General features: G+C 71.8%; 17 protein-coding genes. 5 read left to right on the forward strand and 12 right to left on the reverse strand.

Translation table 11 applies throughout. The features are described 5' to 3' along the window. Nucleotides 1-34: 34 nt before the first annotated feature. From HD596_RS23615 to HD596_RS23630, 4 genes are all read right to left on the reverse strand, one after another. The gene (locus tag HD596_RS23615) at nt 35-817 is read right to left on the reverse strand and encodes an oxidoreductase (protein ID WP_185071511.1); all 783 of its coding nucleotides are present in this window, start codon (nt 815-817) and stop codon (nt 35-37) included. Between the two features lie 72 nt (nt 818-889). Next, on the reverse strand, nt 890-1468 hold the full coding sequence (locus HD596_RS23620) for a TetR/AcrR family transcriptional regulator (protein ID WP_185071512.1): 579 nt from the start codon (nt 1466-1468) through the stop codon (nt 890-892). A 33-nt stretch (nt 1469-1501) separates the two neighbouring features. Continuing rightward, nucleotides 1502-2206 carry an SDR family NAD(P)-dependent oxidoreductase gene (locus HD596_RS23625; RefSeq protein WP_185071513.1) on the reverse strand — a complete coding sequence of 235 codons (705 nt, stop codon included), beginning with the start codon at nt 2204-2206 and terminating at the stop codon, nt 1502-1504. Then, a complete protein-coding gene (locus HD596_RS23630) occupies nt 2203-3462 on the reverse strand; it encodes an erythromycin esterase family protein (RefSeq protein ID WP_185071514.1) in 1260 nt (419 codons plus the stop codon). The genes HD596_RS23625 and HD596_RS23630 overlap by 4 nt, the downstream gene beginning before the upstream one ends. 293 nt (nt 3463-3755) lie before the next feature. On the opposite strand from HD596_RS23630, the gene HD596_RS23635 reads away from it, so the two are divergent. Further along, complete coding sequence (locus tag HD596_RS23635; protein WP_313044662.1) at nt 3756-5165, forward strand: glycoside hydrolase family 6 protein; 1410 nt, start codon at nt 3756-3758, stop codon at nt 5163-5165. Nucleotides 5166-5207: 42 nt separating this feature from the next. Here HD596_RS23635 and HD596_RS23640 read toward each other — a convergent pair whose 3' ends face one another. From HD596_RS23640 to HD596_RS23655, 4 genes are all read right to left on the reverse strand, one after another. Continuing rightward, nucleotides 5208-5936, reverse strand: a complete 729-nt coding sequence (locus HD596_RS23640) for an SAM-dependent methyltransferase (protein WP_185071516.1) — start codon at nt 5934-5936, stop codon at nt 5208-5210. 31 nt (nt 5937-5967) lie between these two features. Continuing rightward, nucleotides 5968-6846, reverse strand: coding sequence for an HpcH/HpaI aldolase/citrate lyase family protein (locus HD596_RS23645; protein WP_185071517.1), 879 nt, complete (start codon nt 6844-6846; stop codon nt 5968-5970). Beyond that, entirely contained in the window at nt 6836-8059 is a 1224-nt protein-coding gene (locus tag HD596_RS23650) for a CaiB/BaiF CoA transferase family protein (protein WP_221519478.1), read from the reverse strand. The genes HD596_RS23645 and HD596_RS23650 overlap by 11 nt, the downstream gene beginning before the upstream one ends. 122 nt (nt 8060-8181) lie before the next feature. Next, nucleotides 8182-9111 (reverse strand): LysR family transcriptional regulator, encoded by a 930-nt coding sequence (locus HD596_RS23655; RefSeq protein WP_185071519.1) that lies wholly within the window; start codon nt 9109-9111, stop codon nt 8182-8184. A 148-nt stretch (nt 9112-9259) separates the two neighbouring features. Between HD596_RS23655 and HD596_RS23660 the strand changes: the two genes are divergently transcribed. The 3 genes from HD596_RS23660 to HD596_RS23670 are packed head-to-tail and all read left to right on the forward strand — an operon-like array spanning nt 9260 to nt 14114. Continuing rightward, on the forward strand, nt 9260-10567 hold the full coding sequence (locus tag HD596_RS23660; RefSeq protein ID WP_185071520.1) for a CitMHS family transporter: 1308 nt from the start codon (nt 9260-9262) through the stop codon (nt 10565-10567). Nucleotides 10568-10583: 16 nt separating this feature from the next. Continuing rightward, nucleotides 10584-12548 (forward strand): DUF6351 family protein, encoded by a 1965-nt coding sequence (locus tag HD596_RS23665; RefSeq protein WP_221519479.1) that lies wholly within the window; start codon nt 10584-10586, stop codon nt 12546-12548. Nucleotides 12549-12572: 24 nt separating this feature from the next. Next, a complete protein-coding gene (locus HD596_RS23670) occupies nt 12573-14114 on the forward strand; it encodes a CocE/NonD family hydrolase (RefSeq protein ID WP_185071521.1) in 1542 nt (513 codons plus the stop codon). A 24-nt stretch (nt 14115-14138) separates the two neighbouring features. Here the strand turns inward: HD596_RS23670 and HD596_RS23675 are convergent, their stop codons facing one another. The 4 genes from HD596_RS23675 to HD596_RS23690 form a co-directional block, all read right to left on the reverse strand. Next, a complete protein-coding gene (locus tag HD596_RS23675) occupies nt 14139-14969 on the reverse strand; it encodes a DUF4429 domain-containing protein (RefSeq protein WP_185071522.1) in 831 nt (276 codons plus the stop codon). 71 nt (nt 14970-15040) lie between these two features. Then, on the reverse strand, nt 15041-15640 hold the full coding sequence (locus HD596_RS23680; RefSeq protein WP_185071523.1) for a dihydrofolate reductase family protein: 600 nt from the start codon (nt 15638-15640) through the stop codon (nt 15041-15043). Continuing rightward, a complete protein-coding gene (locus HD596_RS23685) occupies nt 15637-16494 on the reverse strand; it encodes a metalloregulator ArsR/SmtB family transcription factor (protein ID WP_185071524.1) in 858 nt (285 codons plus the stop codon). Before HD596_RS23685 ends, HD596_RS23680 begins: the two co-directional genes overlap by 4 nt. Before the next feature lie 130 nt (nt 16495-16624). Beyond that, a complete protein-coding gene (locus HD596_RS23690; protein ID WP_185071525.1) occupies nt 16625-16918 on the reverse strand; it encodes an ArsR/SmtB family transcription factor in 294 nt (97 codons plus the stop codon). A gap of 68 nt (nt 16919-16986) precedes the next feature. Between HD596_RS23690 and HD596_RS23695 the strand changes: the two genes are divergently transcribed. Further along, nucleotides 16987-17754, forward strand: a complete 768-nt coding sequence (locus HD596_RS23695) for an SDR family NAD(P)-dependent oxidoreductase (protein ID WP_313044663.1) — start codon at nt 16987-16989, stop codon at nt 17752-17754. The last annotated feature ends 116 nt before the right edge of the window (nt 17755-17870 follow it).

A 17870-nucleotide genomic window follows, 5' to 3' on the forward strand; every position in this document is an offset into this window, starting at 1 on the left:
AGCCCCGGGTGCTACAGGCAGGCGGTCATGGCCGTCAGAGGGTCTTCACGGTGCCGCCGTCGATGACGTGGTCCGCGCCCGTGATGTTGCCCGCCACCTCCGACAGCAAAAACGCGATCAGCGCCGCCACCTCCCGCGGCTCGGTGATGCGGCCCGTGGTGATGCCGAACGCCGCCGGGATCCCCTCCAGGAACGCGGCGTGGTCCGCGCCCGCCAGGGCGGCCACCTTGCCGCCGAAGCCGTCCGGGTCGTCCCAGATCGCGGTACGGACGACGCCGGGCGAGACGGTGTTGACCCGGACGCCCCGGGGCCCGAACTCCTCGGCGAGGGACTTGCCGAGCGCGGCCAGGGCGGCCTTGGCGGCGCTGTAGGCGACGGGGCCGGCGGCGGGGAGCCGGGAGTTGATGGACGAGACGTTCACCACCGAGCCGCGCCGCTCGATCAGGCTGGGCAGGGCGGCCCTGGTGACGCGGACGGCGCTGAGCAGGTTGAGGTCGAAGATGGCGGCCCACTCCGCGTCGCCGGTGTCGAGGAAGCCGACCGGCTCCACGGCGTCTCCGGCGCCCACGTTGTTGACCAGCAGGTCGATGCCGCCCAGCTCGGCGAGGGCGGTGTCCATGAGGGTGGAGACCCCGCCGGAGGTGCTCAGGTCGGCCGCGACCGCGATGGCGCCCGACTTCTCCAGGTCGGGGGTGATGGTACGGGCGGCGCCGACCACCCGTACGCCCTCGTCGATCAGGGTCTGCACGGTGGCCAGGCCGGTGCCCCGGCTGGCACCGGTGACGACGGCGGTCTTGGAGTCGAGTCCGAGCTTCATGATCTCTCCATCTTTCTTGAACTCAAGGTACAAAATTAGGGTGCGGTAAACCCCGACAACGGGCGGGTAGGGTCAGAGGGAGTCGATGACCGCGTCGATCACCCTGGTGAGGCGGTCCGGGCCGTCGGCGACGCGCGCCAGCAGGCGCATGCCGACGACGGTGTTCAGCAGCAGGCTCCCGATCGCCCGGGCGTCCCGGTCGGCGGCGATCTCGCCCGTGCGCCGGCCCTCTTCGACCAGCGCGTGGAAGGCGTCCTCGGTGCGGTCGAGCATCCGCCGGACGAGCTGTGCCGCGCTCTCGTCCGACTGGCCGAGCTCGGCCGCGGTGTTCACGGCCATGCAGCCGCGCCGGTCGGGGTCGGCCAGGTCCATCTCGGACAGGCTGCGCAGTGCCCTGCGCAGCCTGTCCTTGACGGGGCCCGGCTCCTCCAGCATCTCGATCAGCGCCGCCGCCTGGCTGTCGCGGTAGCGGCTCAGCGCCGCCTCGAACAGCGCGTGCTTGCTGCCGAAGGTGTTGTAGAGGCTGCCCTTGCCGATGCCGAGCGCGTCCACCAGGTCCTGCGGCGTCGTGGACGCGTAGCCCTTGCGCCAGAACACCTGCATGGCCTGCTCGACGGCCACGTCCGGATCGAACTGCTTCGGCCTCCCCATGGCCACGACGCTAGCGGATTCTGGACCTGGAGGTCAAAATGGCATCTCCGGGGGCGCGCCGGTCGCCAGCCAGTGAGCGCGCCGCGTGATCGCGGCCGGCCAGCCGTCCGGCACCACGGTGAAGGCACCCGCCCGCACCGCCGCGAGGGCCTGCTCCGCGAGGTCCGCGGGGTCCTCGCCGTCGGGCGACATGCCGGTGCGGACCAGGGCCGGGCACAGCATCGTCACGCCGATCGGCGTGCCGGCCAGCGACAGCGCCGCCTGCTCCGCGACGGCGACGACGGCGTGCTTGGAGGCCGCATACGCGCCACCGGTGGGGAACGTGACGAGTCCCGCCAGCGAGGCCGTGATCAGGATGTGCGCCGGCCGGCCGGACGAGAGCAGCCGCGGGACGAACGCGCGCAGCCCGTTGACCACGCCGCCGACGTTCACCGCGAACACCCGGTCCCAGTCCTGCGGGCTCACCTCCCACGGCGCGCCCAGGTCCCGGCCGACGATGCCCGCGTTCAGGCAGACCAGATCGACGTCCGGGGCGGCGGCGGCCAGCGCGTCCATCTGTCCGGCGTCGGAGACGTCGGTCCGGACGGCCTCGGCGCCCAGCTCGGCCGCGGCCTCGGCGAGCGCCGCCTCGTTGACGTCGGCGAGCACGACCCGCGCCCCGTCGGAGCGGAGCCGGGCGGCCAGCGCCCTGCCGATCCCGCCGGCGGCGCCGGTGACGACGGCGTTGGTGATGTTCATGAAGCCGCTCCGAACATGGTCGATGCGTCCGCCGTGGCGGTGGGACTGCACACGACCGCGTCGAAGGCCTGGTGCAGCGGCGTGTCCACGGAGGCGCTCTGCGACCGGATGCGGTCCAGCGGCGGTCCCGAACGCAGGTCGGTCAGGGTGACGGCGCCGCCGAGCCCGGCGTCGACGAGGGCCGCTTCCACGCTCCCGGGAGCCGGGGCGTCGACGCCGACGACGTCGAGCGCGAATCCGACCGGAGAGCCCTCGGCGGGGACGATCATCTCCGGCACCTGGCCGGCGGTGTGGGTCAGCGCCACGGCGCGGTAGCGCGGACCGAGGTCACGTGCGAGGTAGTGGCCCATCGGCAGGGCGGCCAGGTGGCCGCCGAAGGTGACGGGGGTCTTCTGTATGTGGTTGTTGTGGGCCACCAGCACGACGCGCGCGCCGTCGCCGGCCCGCGCCAGGTGCCACCGTACGGCCGCGGCCATGTAGTGGTCGCGAGCCGACGTGTCGCCCGGCGAGCCCGCGCCGGAGAACAGGTCGTTCATCGCCCGGAGCATGTAGTCGGTGTGGCAGGCGGCCTCCAGGTGGCGGCGGGCCGTGTCGTAGCGGTGCTGGTCGCCGCGCGATACGTAGAGCGGTTCGAGCGCCCGCAGCCGCAGCGACAGCCGGGACAGGTCGGCCGTGAGGGAGTCCCGGAACGCCGGGTCGAGAGCGCCCCACGCGGGTGCCGACACGGCGGCCGAGCCGCCGGTGATCTCGCCGGCCGCGCGCAGGATGCCGGCCACGAAGTCGTCGAGGTCAGGGTCGACCTGCCGTAGGTACTCGGCGACCGGGTCGAGGTCCGGTCGCAGGGTGAGCGTGTTGGGCAGGTCGATCCCCACGATCCTGACGGGGCGCGGCCTGCTCCGGTTGTAGTGGCGCAACCAGCCCAGCAGTTCTCCGAACACGCCGCGGGTGAGGGGCCCGGCCAGGCGGGAGAGATCGGCCTCGTCGCCCTCGCCGGCGAGCCAGGCGTTGACTGCGGAGGCGTCCGCGGATCCGAGCTCGAACGCCACGTCGGTGAACCCGCAGCGTTCGAGGAGGAAGCGCAGCAGCCGTGCGCGGGCGAGGTTGAACTCGCGGACGAAATGGGCGCCCTCGCCGACGGCCACGACCTGGGCGTCGCCGACCACGCCGCGCAGCGGTTCGAGGTCGTCGAGGACGGGGTCGGCCGGATCGAGCGTGTTGAGGACAGTCGTGTGCCCTGACAGGGGACGGGAAGTCATGAAAATGCACTCGTTTCTCGGTGGATGCCGGGAGCCGGCGGTCAACGCGTCGAAGCACGCGGATCAGAGCGCTCGGCCGGACCCGTGCCGACGGGTCGCCGGAAGCGCTGCTGCGTCCGCTCACGGACGCGGATCAGAGAAACAAGGTGCCCGTAACCATGCGGCCGATCATAGCGGAGCGGAGGTACGCTCCGTCACCGCCGGTGCCGGTGCGTACGTTCGTACTCAACCTCTTGACCTTGTCAGAGGGGGTCGGTAATGATCAACCGCGACTCCCGCCGAAAGGTGCACACGTGCGATTCATCGCAGGCAAGACCGCGGCTTTAGCCGCCGTTCTGACAGCAGTCCTCGTCGTCCCCCAGCCCGCCTCAGCCGCCGCCCAGCTCATCGGGAACGGCACCTTCGACAGCTCCACCACCCCCTGGTCCGCGATCGGCCAGACGACCGTCGCGCTCGACGCCCAGCGGCTGCGGGTGGACGTGAAGGCCGTCGTCGCCAACCCCTGGGACGCCATGGTGGCCGCCCCCACCACCGCCGCCCTGAACCCGGGCAAGAGCTACACCCTCTCCTTCGACGCCTACTCCACCATCGCCTTCAAGGCCACCGCGACGGTGCAGTACAAGGCCACGCCCAGCAGCAACCAGTCGCTGGCGACGGGCGTGCAGCTCACCACGACGAGCAAGCGCTACAGCATCCCCTTCACGGCCGCGACCGCCACGGACACGGCGGCCGAGGTGACGTTCCAGCTCGGCGGGTCCGGCGGGACGCCCGTGGTGCGGTTCGACAACGTGTCGCTGATGGAGACGCAGACGACGCGGCCGACCGCCCTGTTCGTGTGGAACCAGTCCAACCCGGCCAAGTTCGTCACGGCCAATCCGAACGCGAGCCAGACTCCGGCGATCTCCGCGAACATCGCCAACAAGCCGATCTTCGAGTGGTTCGGCGGCTGGTTCAACGACATCACCCAGGCCGTGGACACCTACGTCGGCGCGGCACAGGCCCAGGACAAGCTGCCGATGCTGGTCGCGTACAACATCCCGAACCGGGACGCGTGCGCCGACCAGTCGGGCGGCGGCGCGGGTGACGCGGCCGGTTACCACACCTGGATCACCGAGTTCGCCAAGGCCATCGGCACCAGGCACGCGATCGTCGTGCTGGAGCCCGACGCGGTCGCCGCCGCCGGATGCGTGACCAAGATCGGCAAGAACCCCGAAGACCAGTACAAGATGCTGCTGGACGCCACGCAGGTGCTCAAGGCCCAGGCGCCCAACGCGTGGGTCTACCTGGACGCGGCCAACGCCACCTGGCTCAAGCCCGACGTCATCGCGCCGCTGCTGGTCAAGTCGGGCATCGCCAACACCCGCGGCTTCTCCGTGAACGTGTCGAACTACTTCTACACCGCCGACTCCGAGGCGTACGCCGTCGCGGTCAACGGTCAGCTGTCGGGCACCGTGGGCGCCAAGAAGTACGTGATCGACACCAGCCGTAACGGCAAGGGCCCCTACACGGACAGCACGCCCGAGGACAACTGGTGCAACCCGCCCGGGCGCAAGCTCGGCACGCCGCCGGTCAAGCAGTCGAGCGGCGCCGAGTACCTCTTCTGGGTCAAGGTGCCCGGTGACTCCGACGGCGTGTGCAACGCCTCCACCAAGCCGGCCGGGCAGTTCGACCCCGATCTGGCGGTTTCCCTGATCAACGGCTGATGCCGGTGGCCGGGCCTCTCGGCGAGGGGCCCGGCCGCTCTCTCAGACCCGCTGGAGCAGGAGCGTGACGAAGCCGAGCGCCTCCCGGTAGCCGTTGAGCCACAGCTCGCGGTGCTCCCGGGCGACGGCGAGGGCCTGGTCGCCGTCGGGGCCAGGGTTGGCGGCGGCCCAGCGGGCCAGGGTGCCGGTCCACGACCATTCGTACTCGTCCCACTCGGCGAGGGTGCTCACGTGGCCGTAGATGGCCAGCCAGCCCTCGGACTCGGCGGCGGCCACCGTGCCCGCCAGGTCGGGGTACGCGCCGAGGACCGCCACGACCTCGGGAGCCGGAGGCTTCTCCCAGAAGGCCTCTCCGACCAGCGCCAGCCCGCCCGGCCGGACGAACCTGGCGACCGCCTCCATGGTGCCCTTCAACCCCTGGAACGCGTGGGTCGAGCCCACGCAGAGCACCAGGTCGTACGGCTCCTGCGAGGAGAACTCGCCCGCGGGCATCTCGTGCAGCGCCAGCCGGTCGGACAGGCCACGGGCGGCCGCCGCCCGCTCCGCCGAGACCACGGCCTCGTGGGAGAGGTCCACGCCGTCGGCCGTCGCCGAGGGGAGGAGTTCGAGCGCGCGGAGCGACCATTCGCCATGGCCGCATCCCAGGTCGAGGATGCGGGCGCCCTCCGGCAAGGCCGCCCGGCGCAGCAACCGGTCGAGGTTGCCCGGCGTGATGGGCGTGGCGATCGGGTGGTCACGGTGGGCGATGGCGCTGATCAGTTCTCGTTCCATGCCGTTCAGTCTCGCGGCGCCCGCAACCGGTTTATGGGCCGTACCGGTCCAGGACGGCGCGTGCCGTGGCGGCCATGGCCTCGTCCACCATCTCGCCCTCGAACGTCACCGCGCCCGACCCGCCGGCCTGGGCCGCCTCCACCGCCGCGATCAGCCGGCCGTAGCGGGCCAGCTCGTCGGGGGAGGGGGAGAAGGCCGCGTTGATGACGGGGACGTGGGAGGGGTGGATGGCCATCATGCCCTCGTAGCCGAGCGAGCGGTTCTGCTCGGCGAAGGAGCGCAGCCCGTCCAGGTCGCCGACGCTCGTCCACAGGCCCGCGACCGGGTTGGGGATGCCGGCGGCGCGCACGTCGAGGAGCACGCGGGAGCGCAGGCCGAGGGTGCTCTCCGGGGTCCAGCGGTAGCCGACGGCGCGGGCGACGTCGCCGCCCGGCGCGGTGACGGCGCCGAGGTAGGCGATCCGGGAGGGGGCCGCCATGGCGACGTCGTACGCCGCGCGCAGCCCGGAGGCCGTCTCCAGCAGCGGCACCAGGGCGATGTGGCCCTCGGGCAGGCCGCGCTCGCGTTCGCACCAGGAGAGCAGCCGGTCGGCGAGGCGCACGTCCTCCGGGCCGCTCACCTTGGGCAGCACGACCCCGGTGAGCCGGTCGTGGGCGACGGCCCGCAGCTCCTCGGCCCCCGCCCAGCCGTTCAGCGGGTTGACGCGGACGAGCAGGGCCAGGTGGCCCGCGTAGCCGGCCACCGCCGCGGCCACGTCGCGGCGGGCCTGCGACTTGCCGCCGGCGGGGACCGCGTCCTCGAGGTCGAGGATGACCGCGTCGGCCCCCGCCGCCTCAGCCTTGGCGAGCCATTCCGTCCTGGTGCCGGGGACGAAGAGCAGGGAACGGAGCAGGGGGCGCTCAGATGACACCGTGCTGCTCCAGCTCCGCCAGCTCCTCCTCGGCGAGCCCCAGCCACTCGTGGTAGACGAGGTGGTTGTCCTGCCCGAGCGCGGGGCCGGTGCGCCAGACCTTCCCGGGCCGCCGGTGGAAGTGGGGGATCACGCCCTGCATGCGCACGGGGCCGAGGTCGGCGTCGTCGACGGTGATGATGTCGCCGCGCTCGGCGTAGACCGGGTCGGCGACGATGTCGGCGGCGGTGAACACGCGGGAGGCCACCACCTCGGCGCGGGCGAACTCCGCCAGGCACTCGTCCGTGGTCCGCGCGGCCACCCATTCCCGCAGGCCCTTGTCCAGGGTCTCCCGGCCCTCGTGCTGCTGCGCCGACGTGGCGTAGTCCTCCTCGGGCAGGCCGAGCAGGCGGGCCACGTTGCGTACCGAGCGGAGGGTCGCGGACGTCACGGTGATCCACTCGCCGTCGCCGGAGCGGTAGGTGTTGATCACCGCGGCGGGCGCGACGGCGAGCTGGTTGCCCGCCCGTTCGGGTACGGTGCCGAGCTGGTCGTACGTGATGATCTGCCACTCGATCAGCCGGTAGAGAGGCTCGAAGAGGGCCAGGTCGATCCACTCGCCGTCGAAGCCGGGGTCGTTCGCGCGGCGGTGGAGGGCGGCGAGCACGGCGTAGGCGCCCATCAGCCCCGTGACCGCGTCCCCGTGCGAGAACCCCGTGTGCACGGGCGGCCCGTCGGGGAACCCGGTCAGGTGCACCACCCCGCTCCTGGCCTCGCCCATCTTGCCGAAGCCGGGCTCGTTCGCCCGCGAGGACGTCGCCCCGAACCCGGAGATCTGCAGCAGGATCGCCTTCGGGTTGATCCGGTGCACGGCCTCCCAGTCCAGCTCCCAGTCGCGCAGCCGCCCGGCCCGCAGAGTGACGATCACGACGTCCGCCCAGGCGACCAGCCGGTGGGCGATCTCGCGTCCGGCGGCGTGGTGCAGGTCGAGGGTGACCGAGCGCTTGTTGCGGCCGGCGACCTTGAACCACAGGGGCACGCCGTCCCGTACCGGGCCCATCGCGCGGGCGGCGTCGCCGGCGCCGGGGGCCTCGACATGCACCACGTCCGCGCCCTGGTCGGCGAGCATGGAGCCGGCCATCGGCCCGGCCACCACGTGCGCGAACTCCACCACCTTCAGCCCGCGCAACTGCCCCTGGCCGCTCCCGCCCGTGTCCTGACCCGTGCCTGTCACCCGCGCTCCTTCGCCTCCCGATCGCGACTGCGGTCGTTTCATCCTGCCGAGGCGGTGAAATGCGTGTCCAGCACAAGAAAGCCATCATTCAATGCGCTTTGCGCATGAATTGCGGGGTGGCCTCAGTCGCGGTTCCAGGAGACGCCCGCGGGCAGGTCCCGCAGCTCGCGGCGGAACCCGTCCAGCAGGTCCAGGAACGCGCCCGTCGCCAGCGGCAGCGTGCGGCGGGCCCGGACCACGACGTCCAGCCGGCGGTCCACGACGGGCTCGGCGAGCGGCCGGTAGACCAGCCGTCCCGCCCCCATCAGCGGCAGCACCAGGGCGGGCATCGCCGAGACCCCCAGCCCGGCCGTCACCAGCCCGCCCACCGTCGCCACGCTGCCCGCCTCGGCCGCCAGCGTCGGGACCGCCCCGGCCTGCGCGAACGCCGCGTCCGTGAGCCGCCGCACGCTCGACTCCGGCCCGATCGCGAGGAACGGCTCCCGGGCCAGCTCCTCCCAGGTGATCTCCGGGAGCTCGGTGAGCGGGTGGTCCTCGGGCAGCACGGCGTGGAAGCGGTCCTTGATGAGCGGGCGGTGTTCGAGCTGCTCGGGGGCGGCGCCGACGGTGGAGATCGCGAAGTCGGCGTCCCCCGAGAGCACCCGGCCGAGCACCACCTGCTCCAGGCCGTCCATGATCCGCAACCCGGCCATCGGCCGCCGCAGCCGGAACTCGGAGATCACCCGGGGCAGCAGCACCGCGGCCACCGACGGCAGCGTGGCCACGGCCACCACCCCCGACTCGCCGAGCAGGTAGCGCTCCAGCTCCTTCATGCCCGACCGGTGCGCGGACACGATCTGCTCGGCGACCCGCAGCGTCTCCACCCCGGCCGCCGTCAGCTGCACGTTGCGGGTGTCGCGCTCCAGCAACTGGGCGCCGAGCAGCCGTTCCAGCTCGGCCACCGCGCGGCTGAGCGACGACTGCGACACGTGCATCTCGGCCGCCGCCGCCGTGAAGCTCGCCGCTCTGGCCACGGCGGCGTACGCGGCCAGCAGCCGCAGATTCGCCTCCATGGCGTGAGCATAGACCGAACTTTTGCGCAGAATGCATGGATAAATGTTGCTTTGATGCTGGACCTGCGATTTCCTCGCTCGGAAACTCTTCCGTAACACTCCGGCACGTCACCCCCCGCGAGCCGGGCGAGGAAGAAGGCGAACACCGATGCTGGCAGCCCTGGGATTCACCACGATCGTTCTGTTCCTGCTGCTCACCATGACCAAGCGCGTATCGGTCCTGATCGCGCTGGTGCTGATCCCGGTCCTGGCGGCGCTGGCCGGGGGCTTCGGCGGCGAGCTGGGGAAGATGATCCTCGACGGGCTGACCAAGGTCGCGCCGACCGGCATCATGATCGCGTTCGCGGTCCTGTACTTCAGCCTGATGATCGACGCCGGTCTCTTCGATCCGCTCATCCGCGGCATCCTGCGCCTGGCCAAGGGCGATCCGCTGCGCATCGCCGTCGGCACCGCCGTACTGACCATGTGCGTGGCCCTCGACGGCGACGGCGCCTCGACGTTCCTCATCACGGTCTCGGCGCTGCTGCCGGTCTACCGGCGGCTCGGCATGAGCCCGCTCGTCCTGTCGGGCGTCGTCTGCCTGGGCGCCGGCGTCATGAACCTCATCCCCTGGGGCGGGCCCACCGCCCGCGCGATGGCGGCGCTCAAGCTGGACAGCTCACAGGTGTTCACGCCGGTCCTGCCCGCGATGGCGGCGGGCATCGCGTGGGTGCTGGTGGCGTCGTACCTGATCGGGCTCAGGGAGCGCCGCCGCCTCGGCACGATCTCCGCCCCTGAGGTGGCCGAGGAGCAGCGGCTGGCCGGCGAGGGGCCCGGCACCCAGCGGGCGCCCGTCCACCCCGCTCTGACCGTCTTCAACCTGGTCCTCACGGTCGCCCTGCTGGTCGGGCTCGTGCTGCAGGTGATGCCGCTGCCGGTGCTGTTCGTGGTCGGGTTCGCGATCGCGCTGCTGGTCAACCACCCGACCTGGGAACGCCAGCAGGAGCTCCTGGAGAAGCACGGCAAGAGCGTCGTCCTGGTCACCACGATGATCTTCGCGGCCGGCGTGTTCACCGGCGTCCTCACCGGCACCAAGATGATCAGCAGCATGGCGTCGGCGTTCGTGAGCGTCATCCCCGACTCCCTCGGCGGGCACCTGCCCGTGCTCGTGGCCGTCACCGGCATGCCGCTCAGCCTGGTCTTCACCCCCGACGCCTACTACTTCGGCGTTCTGCCCGTGCTCGCCGAGACCGTCAGCGGCTTCGGCGGCGCTCCGGCCGAGGTGGCCAGGGCGGCCATCCTCGGCCAGATGACCACCGGTTTCCCGCTGAGCCCGCTCACCGCCTCGACGTTCATCCTGGTCGGGATGAGCGGCGTGCAACTGGGCGAGCACCAGCGCTTCATCTTCAAGTGGGCCTTCGCCACCACCCTCGTGATGACCGTGGTCGCGCTGCTCACGGGCGCGTTCTCCCTCTGACCCCCCGGAGAGTGACATGAGCTGGCGCGAGCTTGCCCTCATACCGGCGCTTGTGGCGCTGCCGCTGTCCCCGCCGCAGCCGGATCTCGACATCCACGTGCTCTCGAACCGCGCCGACCTGGTCTCGGGAGGTGACGCGCTGGTCAGGGTCACCGGCCCCGCCCGGGTACGGATCGAGCTCAACGGCGCCGACGTCACCTCCCGCTTCGCACCCGGACCGGACGGCGCCCTGACCGGGCTGGTCGACGGCCTCTCGCCCGGCGAGAACGTCCTGACCGCCCGCCCGCCGCGAGGACGGGCCGAGCGGCTGACCATCACCGACCACCCGTCCGGCGGACCGGTGTTCTCGGGGCCGCAGGTGCGGCCGTGGCAGTGCCAGACGGCCGAGAACGGCCTCGGCCCCGCCCTGAACGACCGGTGCGACGCCGCGCCGGTCCGCAGCGAGATCACCCTCGGCAACGGCGTCAAGGCCACCCTTGAACGCGGCACCGTCAACCGCGGGATCTACGACGTGCTCGTGCCGGCGAACTGGAACCACAAGCTGGTGTGGGTGTTCGGGGCGGGCACGGGCCAGCAGTACCGGCAGGGCGTCTCCCGCGGGCTGGCCATGCCGGAGGCGCAGGAGGCGGCCGCCAAGGGGTTCGCGGTGGCGTCGTCCACGATGACCGACAACTCCCTGCACAGCAACGACGTCACCTCCGCCGAGACCGTCATGATGGTCAAGGAGCACGTCGTCGAGACGTACGGCGAGATCCGCTACACCATCGGCCGCGGCGGCTCGGGCGGGGCGCTCCAGCAGTACCTCGTCGCCGACGCCTACCCGGGCCTGCTGGACGGCCTCCTGCCGACCCAGGACTGGCCGGACCAGATCGTCGGGGCCTACCGCGAGTTCGGCGACTGCGCCGCGCTGGTCCGCGCCATGGACGCCTCCCCGCTGTGGGCCGACCCCGGCGACCGGACCGCCGTCTTCGGGCACGGCGGCACCGGCGTCTGCGCCACCTCCGCGGGCCGCGCCCCCGACTACATGAAGCCCGACGACGGCACGTCCTGCGCGGGCGCGGCGAGCTACGACCCGGTACGCAACCCCGGCGGCGTCCGCTGCACCCTCCAGGACTTCATGGTCTCCATTTACGGCGCCCGCCCGCAGGGGTGCGCCGGCGTGCCGTGCGCCCGGCGGCCGTGGGACAACGTCGGCGTCCAGTACGGCCTGAACGCGCTGCGCGACGGCCGCATCAGCGCCGAACAGTTCGTCGACCTCAACCAGCGGGTCGGCGGCTTCGACATCGACATGACCTGGACCCCCTCGCGGAGCGAGGCCGACGCCGAAGCCGTCAGGATCGCGCACCGCACCGGACGCGTCGTCTTCGGCCGGGGGCTGGCCCAGGTGCCGATCCTCGTCGCCCGCGGCACCGACAACAACGACTACCACTACCCGTGGCGCAGCCTCGTGCTCCGCAACCGGCTCGACCGGGCCAACGGCCACCACCGCAACCAGGTGCTCTGGACGAACGGCAGCGACGGCTCGCCCCTGGACGTCATGGACCGCTGGCTCGCCGCCGTCGAGGCCGACCACCGGCCGATCCCGCTGCCCGCCAAGGTCGTACGCCACCGGCCGGCCGAGGCCGTGGACGCCTGCTGGATCTCCGGCGCCAAGGTCACCGACCAGGCCGCCTGCGACCAGGCGTACCCGCACAAGGCCGACACCCGGGTCGCGGCCGGCGAAGGGCCGACCAGCGACCTGCTGAAATGCCGCCTCAAGCCGCTGCGGCGGGGGGACTACGGCGGCGTCGCGTTCACGGGGGAGCAGTGGGCGCGGCTGCGCTCGGCCTTCCCCACGGGCGTGTGCGACTACTCCCGCCCCGGCGTCGGCCAGACGGACCCGGCCACGGGCCGCCTCCGCCCGCCGCAGCCCTGGCTGACCTTCACCACGGGCCCCGGCGGCACCCCCCTCGGCCCCCCTCCGTCCTCCCGCCCCCTCTAACCCTCCACTTCAGAGGACCGGAAGATGAACCCCCTCAAGATCATGGCCGCACTGTCCACTGCCCTGGGCCTGACCTGCGGCTCCGCTCTCCCCGCGGCCGCCGAACCGGCCCCGGAGGCCGCGACCGCCGCCAGGTCCCTCCCTGCCGACCCGTTCTTCGCCTACGACCGCCCCGCCGAGTACGGCGTCCACCGGGAACGCGTCACCGTACCCCTGCGCGACGGCAGCCACCTGGCCTGCGACCTGCACCGTCCCGCCGCCCCCGACGGCACCCCCGCCCCCGGCCGCTTCCCCGGCATCGTCTACGACTACAACGCCTACGACCAGCTCGGCCCCCAGGGCCAGGCCGCCGCGTACTTCGTCACCCGTGGCTACGTCGCGGCCGTGTGCAACGTCCGCGGCTCCGGCGACTCGCCCGGCTACCTCGACCCCTTCAGCGGCCAGGAGCAGCGCGACAATTACGACCTCATCGAGTGGCTGGCCGCCCAGCCCTGGTCCACCGGCAAGATCGGGCAGACGGGCGTCAGCTACGGCGGGCACTCGTCCCTCCTCGTCGCCGTCAACAAGCCACCCCACCTGGCCGCCATCATCCCCGTGGACGGCATCAGCGACTGGTACGAGAACACCATCTACCGGGGCGGCATCTACTCGGCCAGGATCCGCGACTGGCAGCGCTCCGTCGCCCCCGACACCCTCGTCACGTACGCCCAGCACCCCCTCTACGACGACTTCTGGCGCGAGCGCAGCGTCAAGTCCCGCTGGAAGAACCTCGACGTCCCCGTCCTGGAGATCGCCGGCTGGTACGACCGCTACCGCCAGGGCATGGTGGAGAACCTCCAGGCGCGCGGGCGCAACGTCTGGCTGGTGTCCGGCCCCTGGGTGCACGGCTGGCCGGCCGGGCAGCCCGCCGACATCGGCAACGGCGCCTACCTCGCCTGGTGGGACCGCTGGCTGGCCCGCCGCCCCGGCACCCCGCTGCCCGCCGCCAGGGTGACCTCGTACGAGGTGCCCGGCACGGGCTGGCAGCAGTTCGACAGCTGGCCGCCGGCGGGGACGCGGCCGGTGCGGCTCGGCCTCGGAGCCGGCGGCACCCTGGCCGCCGACCCCGGCAGGCCCGCCACCCGCACCTTCGAGGTCAACACCGAGCCGGCCGCGGGCGGGCCGGGACAGCGGCTGTCGTTCGCGACCGGGCCGCTCCAGCGCGACCTCGTCCTCGCGGGGGAAATCCAGGCCAGGGTACGGGCCTCGTTCACGGCGGCCGACGGCAACATCGCGGTCGTGGTGCAGGACCTCGCGCCCGACGGCACGGCCACCCGCATCACCCAGGGCTGGCTGAAGGCGAGCCACCGCTCCGGCCACGAGCGCGCCGTCCCGGTACGCCCCGGCAAGACGTACGACCTGGACATCCGCACCTGGCCCACGCACTACCGCGTCGCCGCCGGGCACAGCATCGCCGTGACGGTGTCCAGCGACGACTACCCGGAGATCGACTCGGACGCGCCGGCGGGCCGGGTGTCGGTGAGGCTCGGCCACGGCGGCTCGAACATCCGCCTGACCACCCTCTGACCTGTCGCCCGTCCTCGGCCGGGCTCACATGCGGGACAGCAGCTCGGTCTTCTTCGCCTGGAACTCCTCCTCGGAGAGCAGCCCGGCGTCCCGCAGGTCGCCCAGCTTGGCGATCAGCTCGGCCACCTCGGCACCCGACGGGGCCCGGCGCACCTCCGGGGCCGCCGGGGCCGGGATCGACGCGAGGACGGCGGCCGCGAAGGGCAGGGACTTGTGCGTCGCCCCCCAACCGAGCCCGAAGACGACAGAGGCCGGATCCTTGTTCGGATCGGGATCCGGCCGGCCCCCGCGAACCCTCAACCGGAGACAGCCGCTCGCCCCCTCCGGCGCGTGCCACTCGACGTTCTCCAGATCCGCGACCGAGAACCGCTGGTCACCCGCGGAGTATTTGGCGGTCGACGCCCCCGACCAGAACCACGTGAACGTGATGGCCTCGCCGTCGAACGTCGCCGCCCCGTCCCACCCCTTGAAGGAACGGGGCACCGAAGGCGCCTCGACCATGAACCTCGTCACGGGCCCGGACTCGCCGATGGCCGCCCGCAACTCATCCGCGTAATAGTCCGCGAGCGTCTCCCGCCCGGCCGGCAGCACGAGCCGGTAGGGATCGGCCGCCTCCCTGAGCTGCCCGGCCGCCGCGCTCATGACCGGATCGGCACCCCGCCTGGGCACCACGCGCAGCACCACGGTGCCCCTCCTACCGGCCGCCACCGTCACCTCGGCGATCGCCGCATGGGGGATGACGCGTTCACCGAGCTCGGAGACGAGTTTGGGGACCTTGGCGCCTTCGGGCCTTATCCGCAGCGCATCCGCCTCGAACACCCAAGCGCAACCCTGGCCCGCCAGGACATCATCCACGAAGCCAGGCTAGGCGATCCATCCAGAAATGTGGTCATCGTGGCCCCTTCCCGGGCCTCGAAGACGCCTTCTCAGCGGGCTCGGTCGTAGACCATGGCGATCTCGCCCAGTTCGCCGGTTTGCTGGTGGGTGAGCCTCCACTTCGAAGCCGGCAGGCCATCGTCGAACAGCCGCTGCCCGCCCCCGGCGATCTCGGGGAAGATCATGAGATACAGCCGGTCGAGCAGGTCCGCCGCCAGGAGCGGTTTGATGATGCTCGCGCTGCTGTTGACGAGAATGTCGCCCTCACCGGTGGCCTTGAGTTCGGTGACGACGTCGGCGGCGGGGGCGTTCACCACGCGGGTGCGTTCCCACGGGGCCTCGGTCAAGGTGGTGGACAGGACCACCTTTTCCGTGTTGACCAGCCACTTGGCGTATCCGCGATCACGTGGGTCGGCGTTGTCGTCCTCGGCGACCGAGGGCCAGTAGCCCATGAAACCCTCGGCGTTGAGCCGGCCGAGCAGCGCCGTCGTCGCGCTCTCCCAGATGCGGTTCATGTGGTTTCGCGCGACCTCGCTGGTCACGTAGGGGGCGAACGCGGCGAAATCGCCGGGTCCGCCGGGGCCGTTGTAACGCCCGTCGAGGGTGAGGCTCAGGTTCGCGGTCACCCTGCGGCCGGTCGAGTTCGTCATTTCGTGCTCCTCGCATTGGTGTCGTGCTCGGTGTTGTGCGTGCTCGCGGCGAGGGTCGCCGCGAGCTTGTCGAGGCTCTGGCCGAAGCCGATCTCGATGCCCGCGATGAAGTCCGCGGAGTCGACCGTGCTGTCGGTGACCTGGAAGTGGACGTCGAGTTCTGTGCCCGTGCCGGTGGGCCGGAGGTCCAGGCCGAGGTGGGCGGTGAAGGCGAGGCTGCCGTCGGCGAGCAGCGGGGAGAGCCGGTAGGCCAGGCGCTCGCCGGGGCGTACGTCCTCGACGACGCCCAGCGCGCGCCCGGCGACCAGGTCGGAGCCGTCGGCATCTTCGGCATCGCGGTACTCATGGACGATCCGCCCGCCCGGTCTCGCCTCGAAGACCAGCTCGGAGACGCGCAGGTCATCCGGCGTCCACCAGCGGGCGAGCAGGGAAGCCTCGGTCAGGTGGCGCCAGACCTCCTCCGGGCCCGCCGCCAGCGACCGGTGGAACCTGAACGAGCGGCCGTCGGCCCACCCCGGCTCCTTGGCGGCGAGCCGCTCGGCGTGGAGGCTGCGCTCGTAGCGGTCGTAGGTCTCGCGCGAGCCACCGGCCTGCTCCGCAGTGTCGGCCAGCCGAGCGAGCGCAGCCGCCAGTTCCCGCAGGGGCGCGGCCCGGAGCGCGTAAATGCGGCGCTGGCCGGAGCGCTGGGAGGTGACGACGCCGGCCCGCTCAAGGGCCTGCAGGTGCTTGGTCGTCTGCGGCTGGCGTGCCTCGGCGAGCTGAGCGAGAACACCGACCGGCCGCGGCCGCTCGGCCAGCAGACCCACGAGCCGCCAGCGGGCCGGATCGGCCAGTGCGGCGAGGATTGCGTCCATGCCGAGAAGTATTCGCTATAGAGAATATTCGTGTCAAGGAATATCTTTGGTGCTGATCGATGGCAGTCGGACATGGCCAGGGGTGGCGTGCGACCGTGAAGATGCGTCTGACCACGATCGGGTCAGGGGCTCACTGCCCCTTCTGGAGATCGGTGTTGGCGAGCAGGGTCAGGCTGGAGACCAGGTCGGCGACCTCGGCGGAGGCAAGCCGGTAGCGGATGATGCGTCCGAAACGGTGGGCGCTCACCAGCCCGGCCGAACGCAGTACGGCCAGATGATTGGACATGTTCGGCTGGGTGACGCCCATGCGGTCGGTCAGCTCGCCCACGGACGCCTCCGCCTCGGCGAGCGCCTGCAACACGGCGAGCCGGACCGTGCAGCCCAACGCACGCCCGATCGCGGAGAGCCGGTCGTTGCTATCCATCAGTGGTCGATGATACCTTCCCTGACATATCAGCGATTAGTGATGTATCGGTGTGGGGAGGGCGGATCGTGGTCAGGAACGCCGTCGTCACGGGTGCCGGCAAGGGCATCGGACTGGCCATCGTCACCGCGTTACGCCAGGAGGGGTACCAGGTCGTGGCAGGAGCGCGGACGATCAGCTCCGAGCTCGCGCGGCTCACCCCGTACGCCGTCCCCGTGAACCTCGCCACCCCTGACGGCCCCCGTCGCCTCATCGACACGGCCATGGCCGACCTCGGCGGCATCGACCTGCTGGTCAACAACGTCGCCGGCACCACCGGCCCCCACGTGGGCGGGTTCCTGTCCGTCACCGACGAGGACTGGCGGCACGCTCTCGACCTGACCCTGCTCAGCGCCGTACGAACCAGCCGGGCCGCACTGCCCAGCATCGTCGAACGCAACGGCCACATCATCAACATCGGCTCCGTCAACGCGCGACGCCCCGCGCCCCATCTGGTGGACATCGCCGCCGCCAAAGCGGCCCTGAGCAGCCTGGGCAAGGCCCTCGCCGAGGAGTTCGGCCCCCAAGGCGTGAGGGTCAACACCATCTCGCCCGGACCAGTGCGTACCGCGGTGTGGACCGAACCGGGCAGCACCGGGGACGCGCTCGCGACAAGAGCCGGCATCTCGCGCGAAGAGCTGCTCGACTCCCTGCCCGCCACCCTCGGGATGTCCACCGGGCGTATCACCGAACCGGAGGAGATCGCCGCCCTGGTCGTTTTCCTGGCCTCCGGGAAGGCGCCCAACATCAACGGCTCCGACCTCGTCATCGACGGCGGCCTGCGCAAAGAGTGGTAGGAAGCTGGTGATCCGGGTGGGTGTGGCCCGAAAATCCTGCCTTGGCCAGGCAGGCGGCAGCGGGACCCTGGCTGGGTCCGTGGTGGTGGGATGTCGGTCAGCTGTCAGAGGTGCCT

The organism is Nonomuraea jabiensis, from assembly GCF_014204795.1.
GTDB classification, from domain to species: domain Bacteria; phylum Actinomycetota; class Actinomycetes; order Streptosporangiales; family Streptosporangiaceae; genus Nonomuraea; species Nonomuraea jabiensis.

Bases quoted from the DNA above. Each gene is read 5' to 3' on its own strand.
- HD596_RS23640 (WP_185071516.1), bottom strand. From the start codon at position 5,936: ATGGAACGAGAACTGATCAGCGCCATCGCCCACCGTGACCACCCGATC.
- HD596_RS23615 (WP_185071511.1), bottom strand. From the start codon at position 817: ATGAAGCTCGGACTCGACTCCAAGACCGCCGTCGTCACCGGTGCCAGC.
- HD596_RS23685 (WP_185071524.1), bottom strand. From the start codon at position 16,494: ATGGACGCAATCCTCGCCGCACTGGCCGATCCGGCCCGCTGGCGGCTC.
- HD596_RS23690 (WP_185071525.1), bottom strand. From the start codon at position 16,918: ATGGATAGCAACGACCGGCTCTCCGCGATCGGGCGTGCGTTGGGCTGC.
- HD596_RS23660 (WP_185071520.1), top strand. From the start codon at position 9,260: ATGCTGGCAGCCCTGGGATTCACCACGATCGTTCTGTTCCTGCTGCTC.
- HD596_RS23630 (WP_185071514.1), bottom strand. From the start codon at position 3,462: ATGACTTCCCGTCCCCTGTCAGGGCACACGACTGTCCTCAACACGCTC.
- HD596_RS23655 (WP_185071519.1), bottom strand. From the start codon at position 9,111: ATGGAGGCGAATCTGCGGCTGCTGGCCGCGTACGCCGCCGTGGCCAGA.
- HD596_RS23620 (WP_185071512.1), bottom strand. From the start codon at position 1,468: ATGGGGAGGCCGAAGCAGTTCGATCCGGACGTGGCCGTCGAGCAGGCC.
- HD596_RS23680 (WP_185071523.1), bottom strand. From the start codon at position 15,640: ATGACGAACTCGACCGGCCGCAGGGTGACCGCGAACCTGAGCCTCACC.
- HD596_RS23670 (WP_185071521.1), top strand. From the start codon at position 12,573: ATGAACCCCCTCAAGATCATGGCCGCACTGTCCACTGCCCTGGGCCTG.
- HD596_RS23625 (WP_185071513.1), bottom strand. From the start codon at position 2,206: ATGAACATCACCAACGCCGTCGTCACCGGCGCCGCCGGCGGGATCGGC.
- HD596_RS23665 (WP_221519479.1), top strand. From the start codon at position 10,584: ATGAGCTGGCGCGAGCTTGCCCTCATACCGGCGCTTGTGGCGCTGCCG.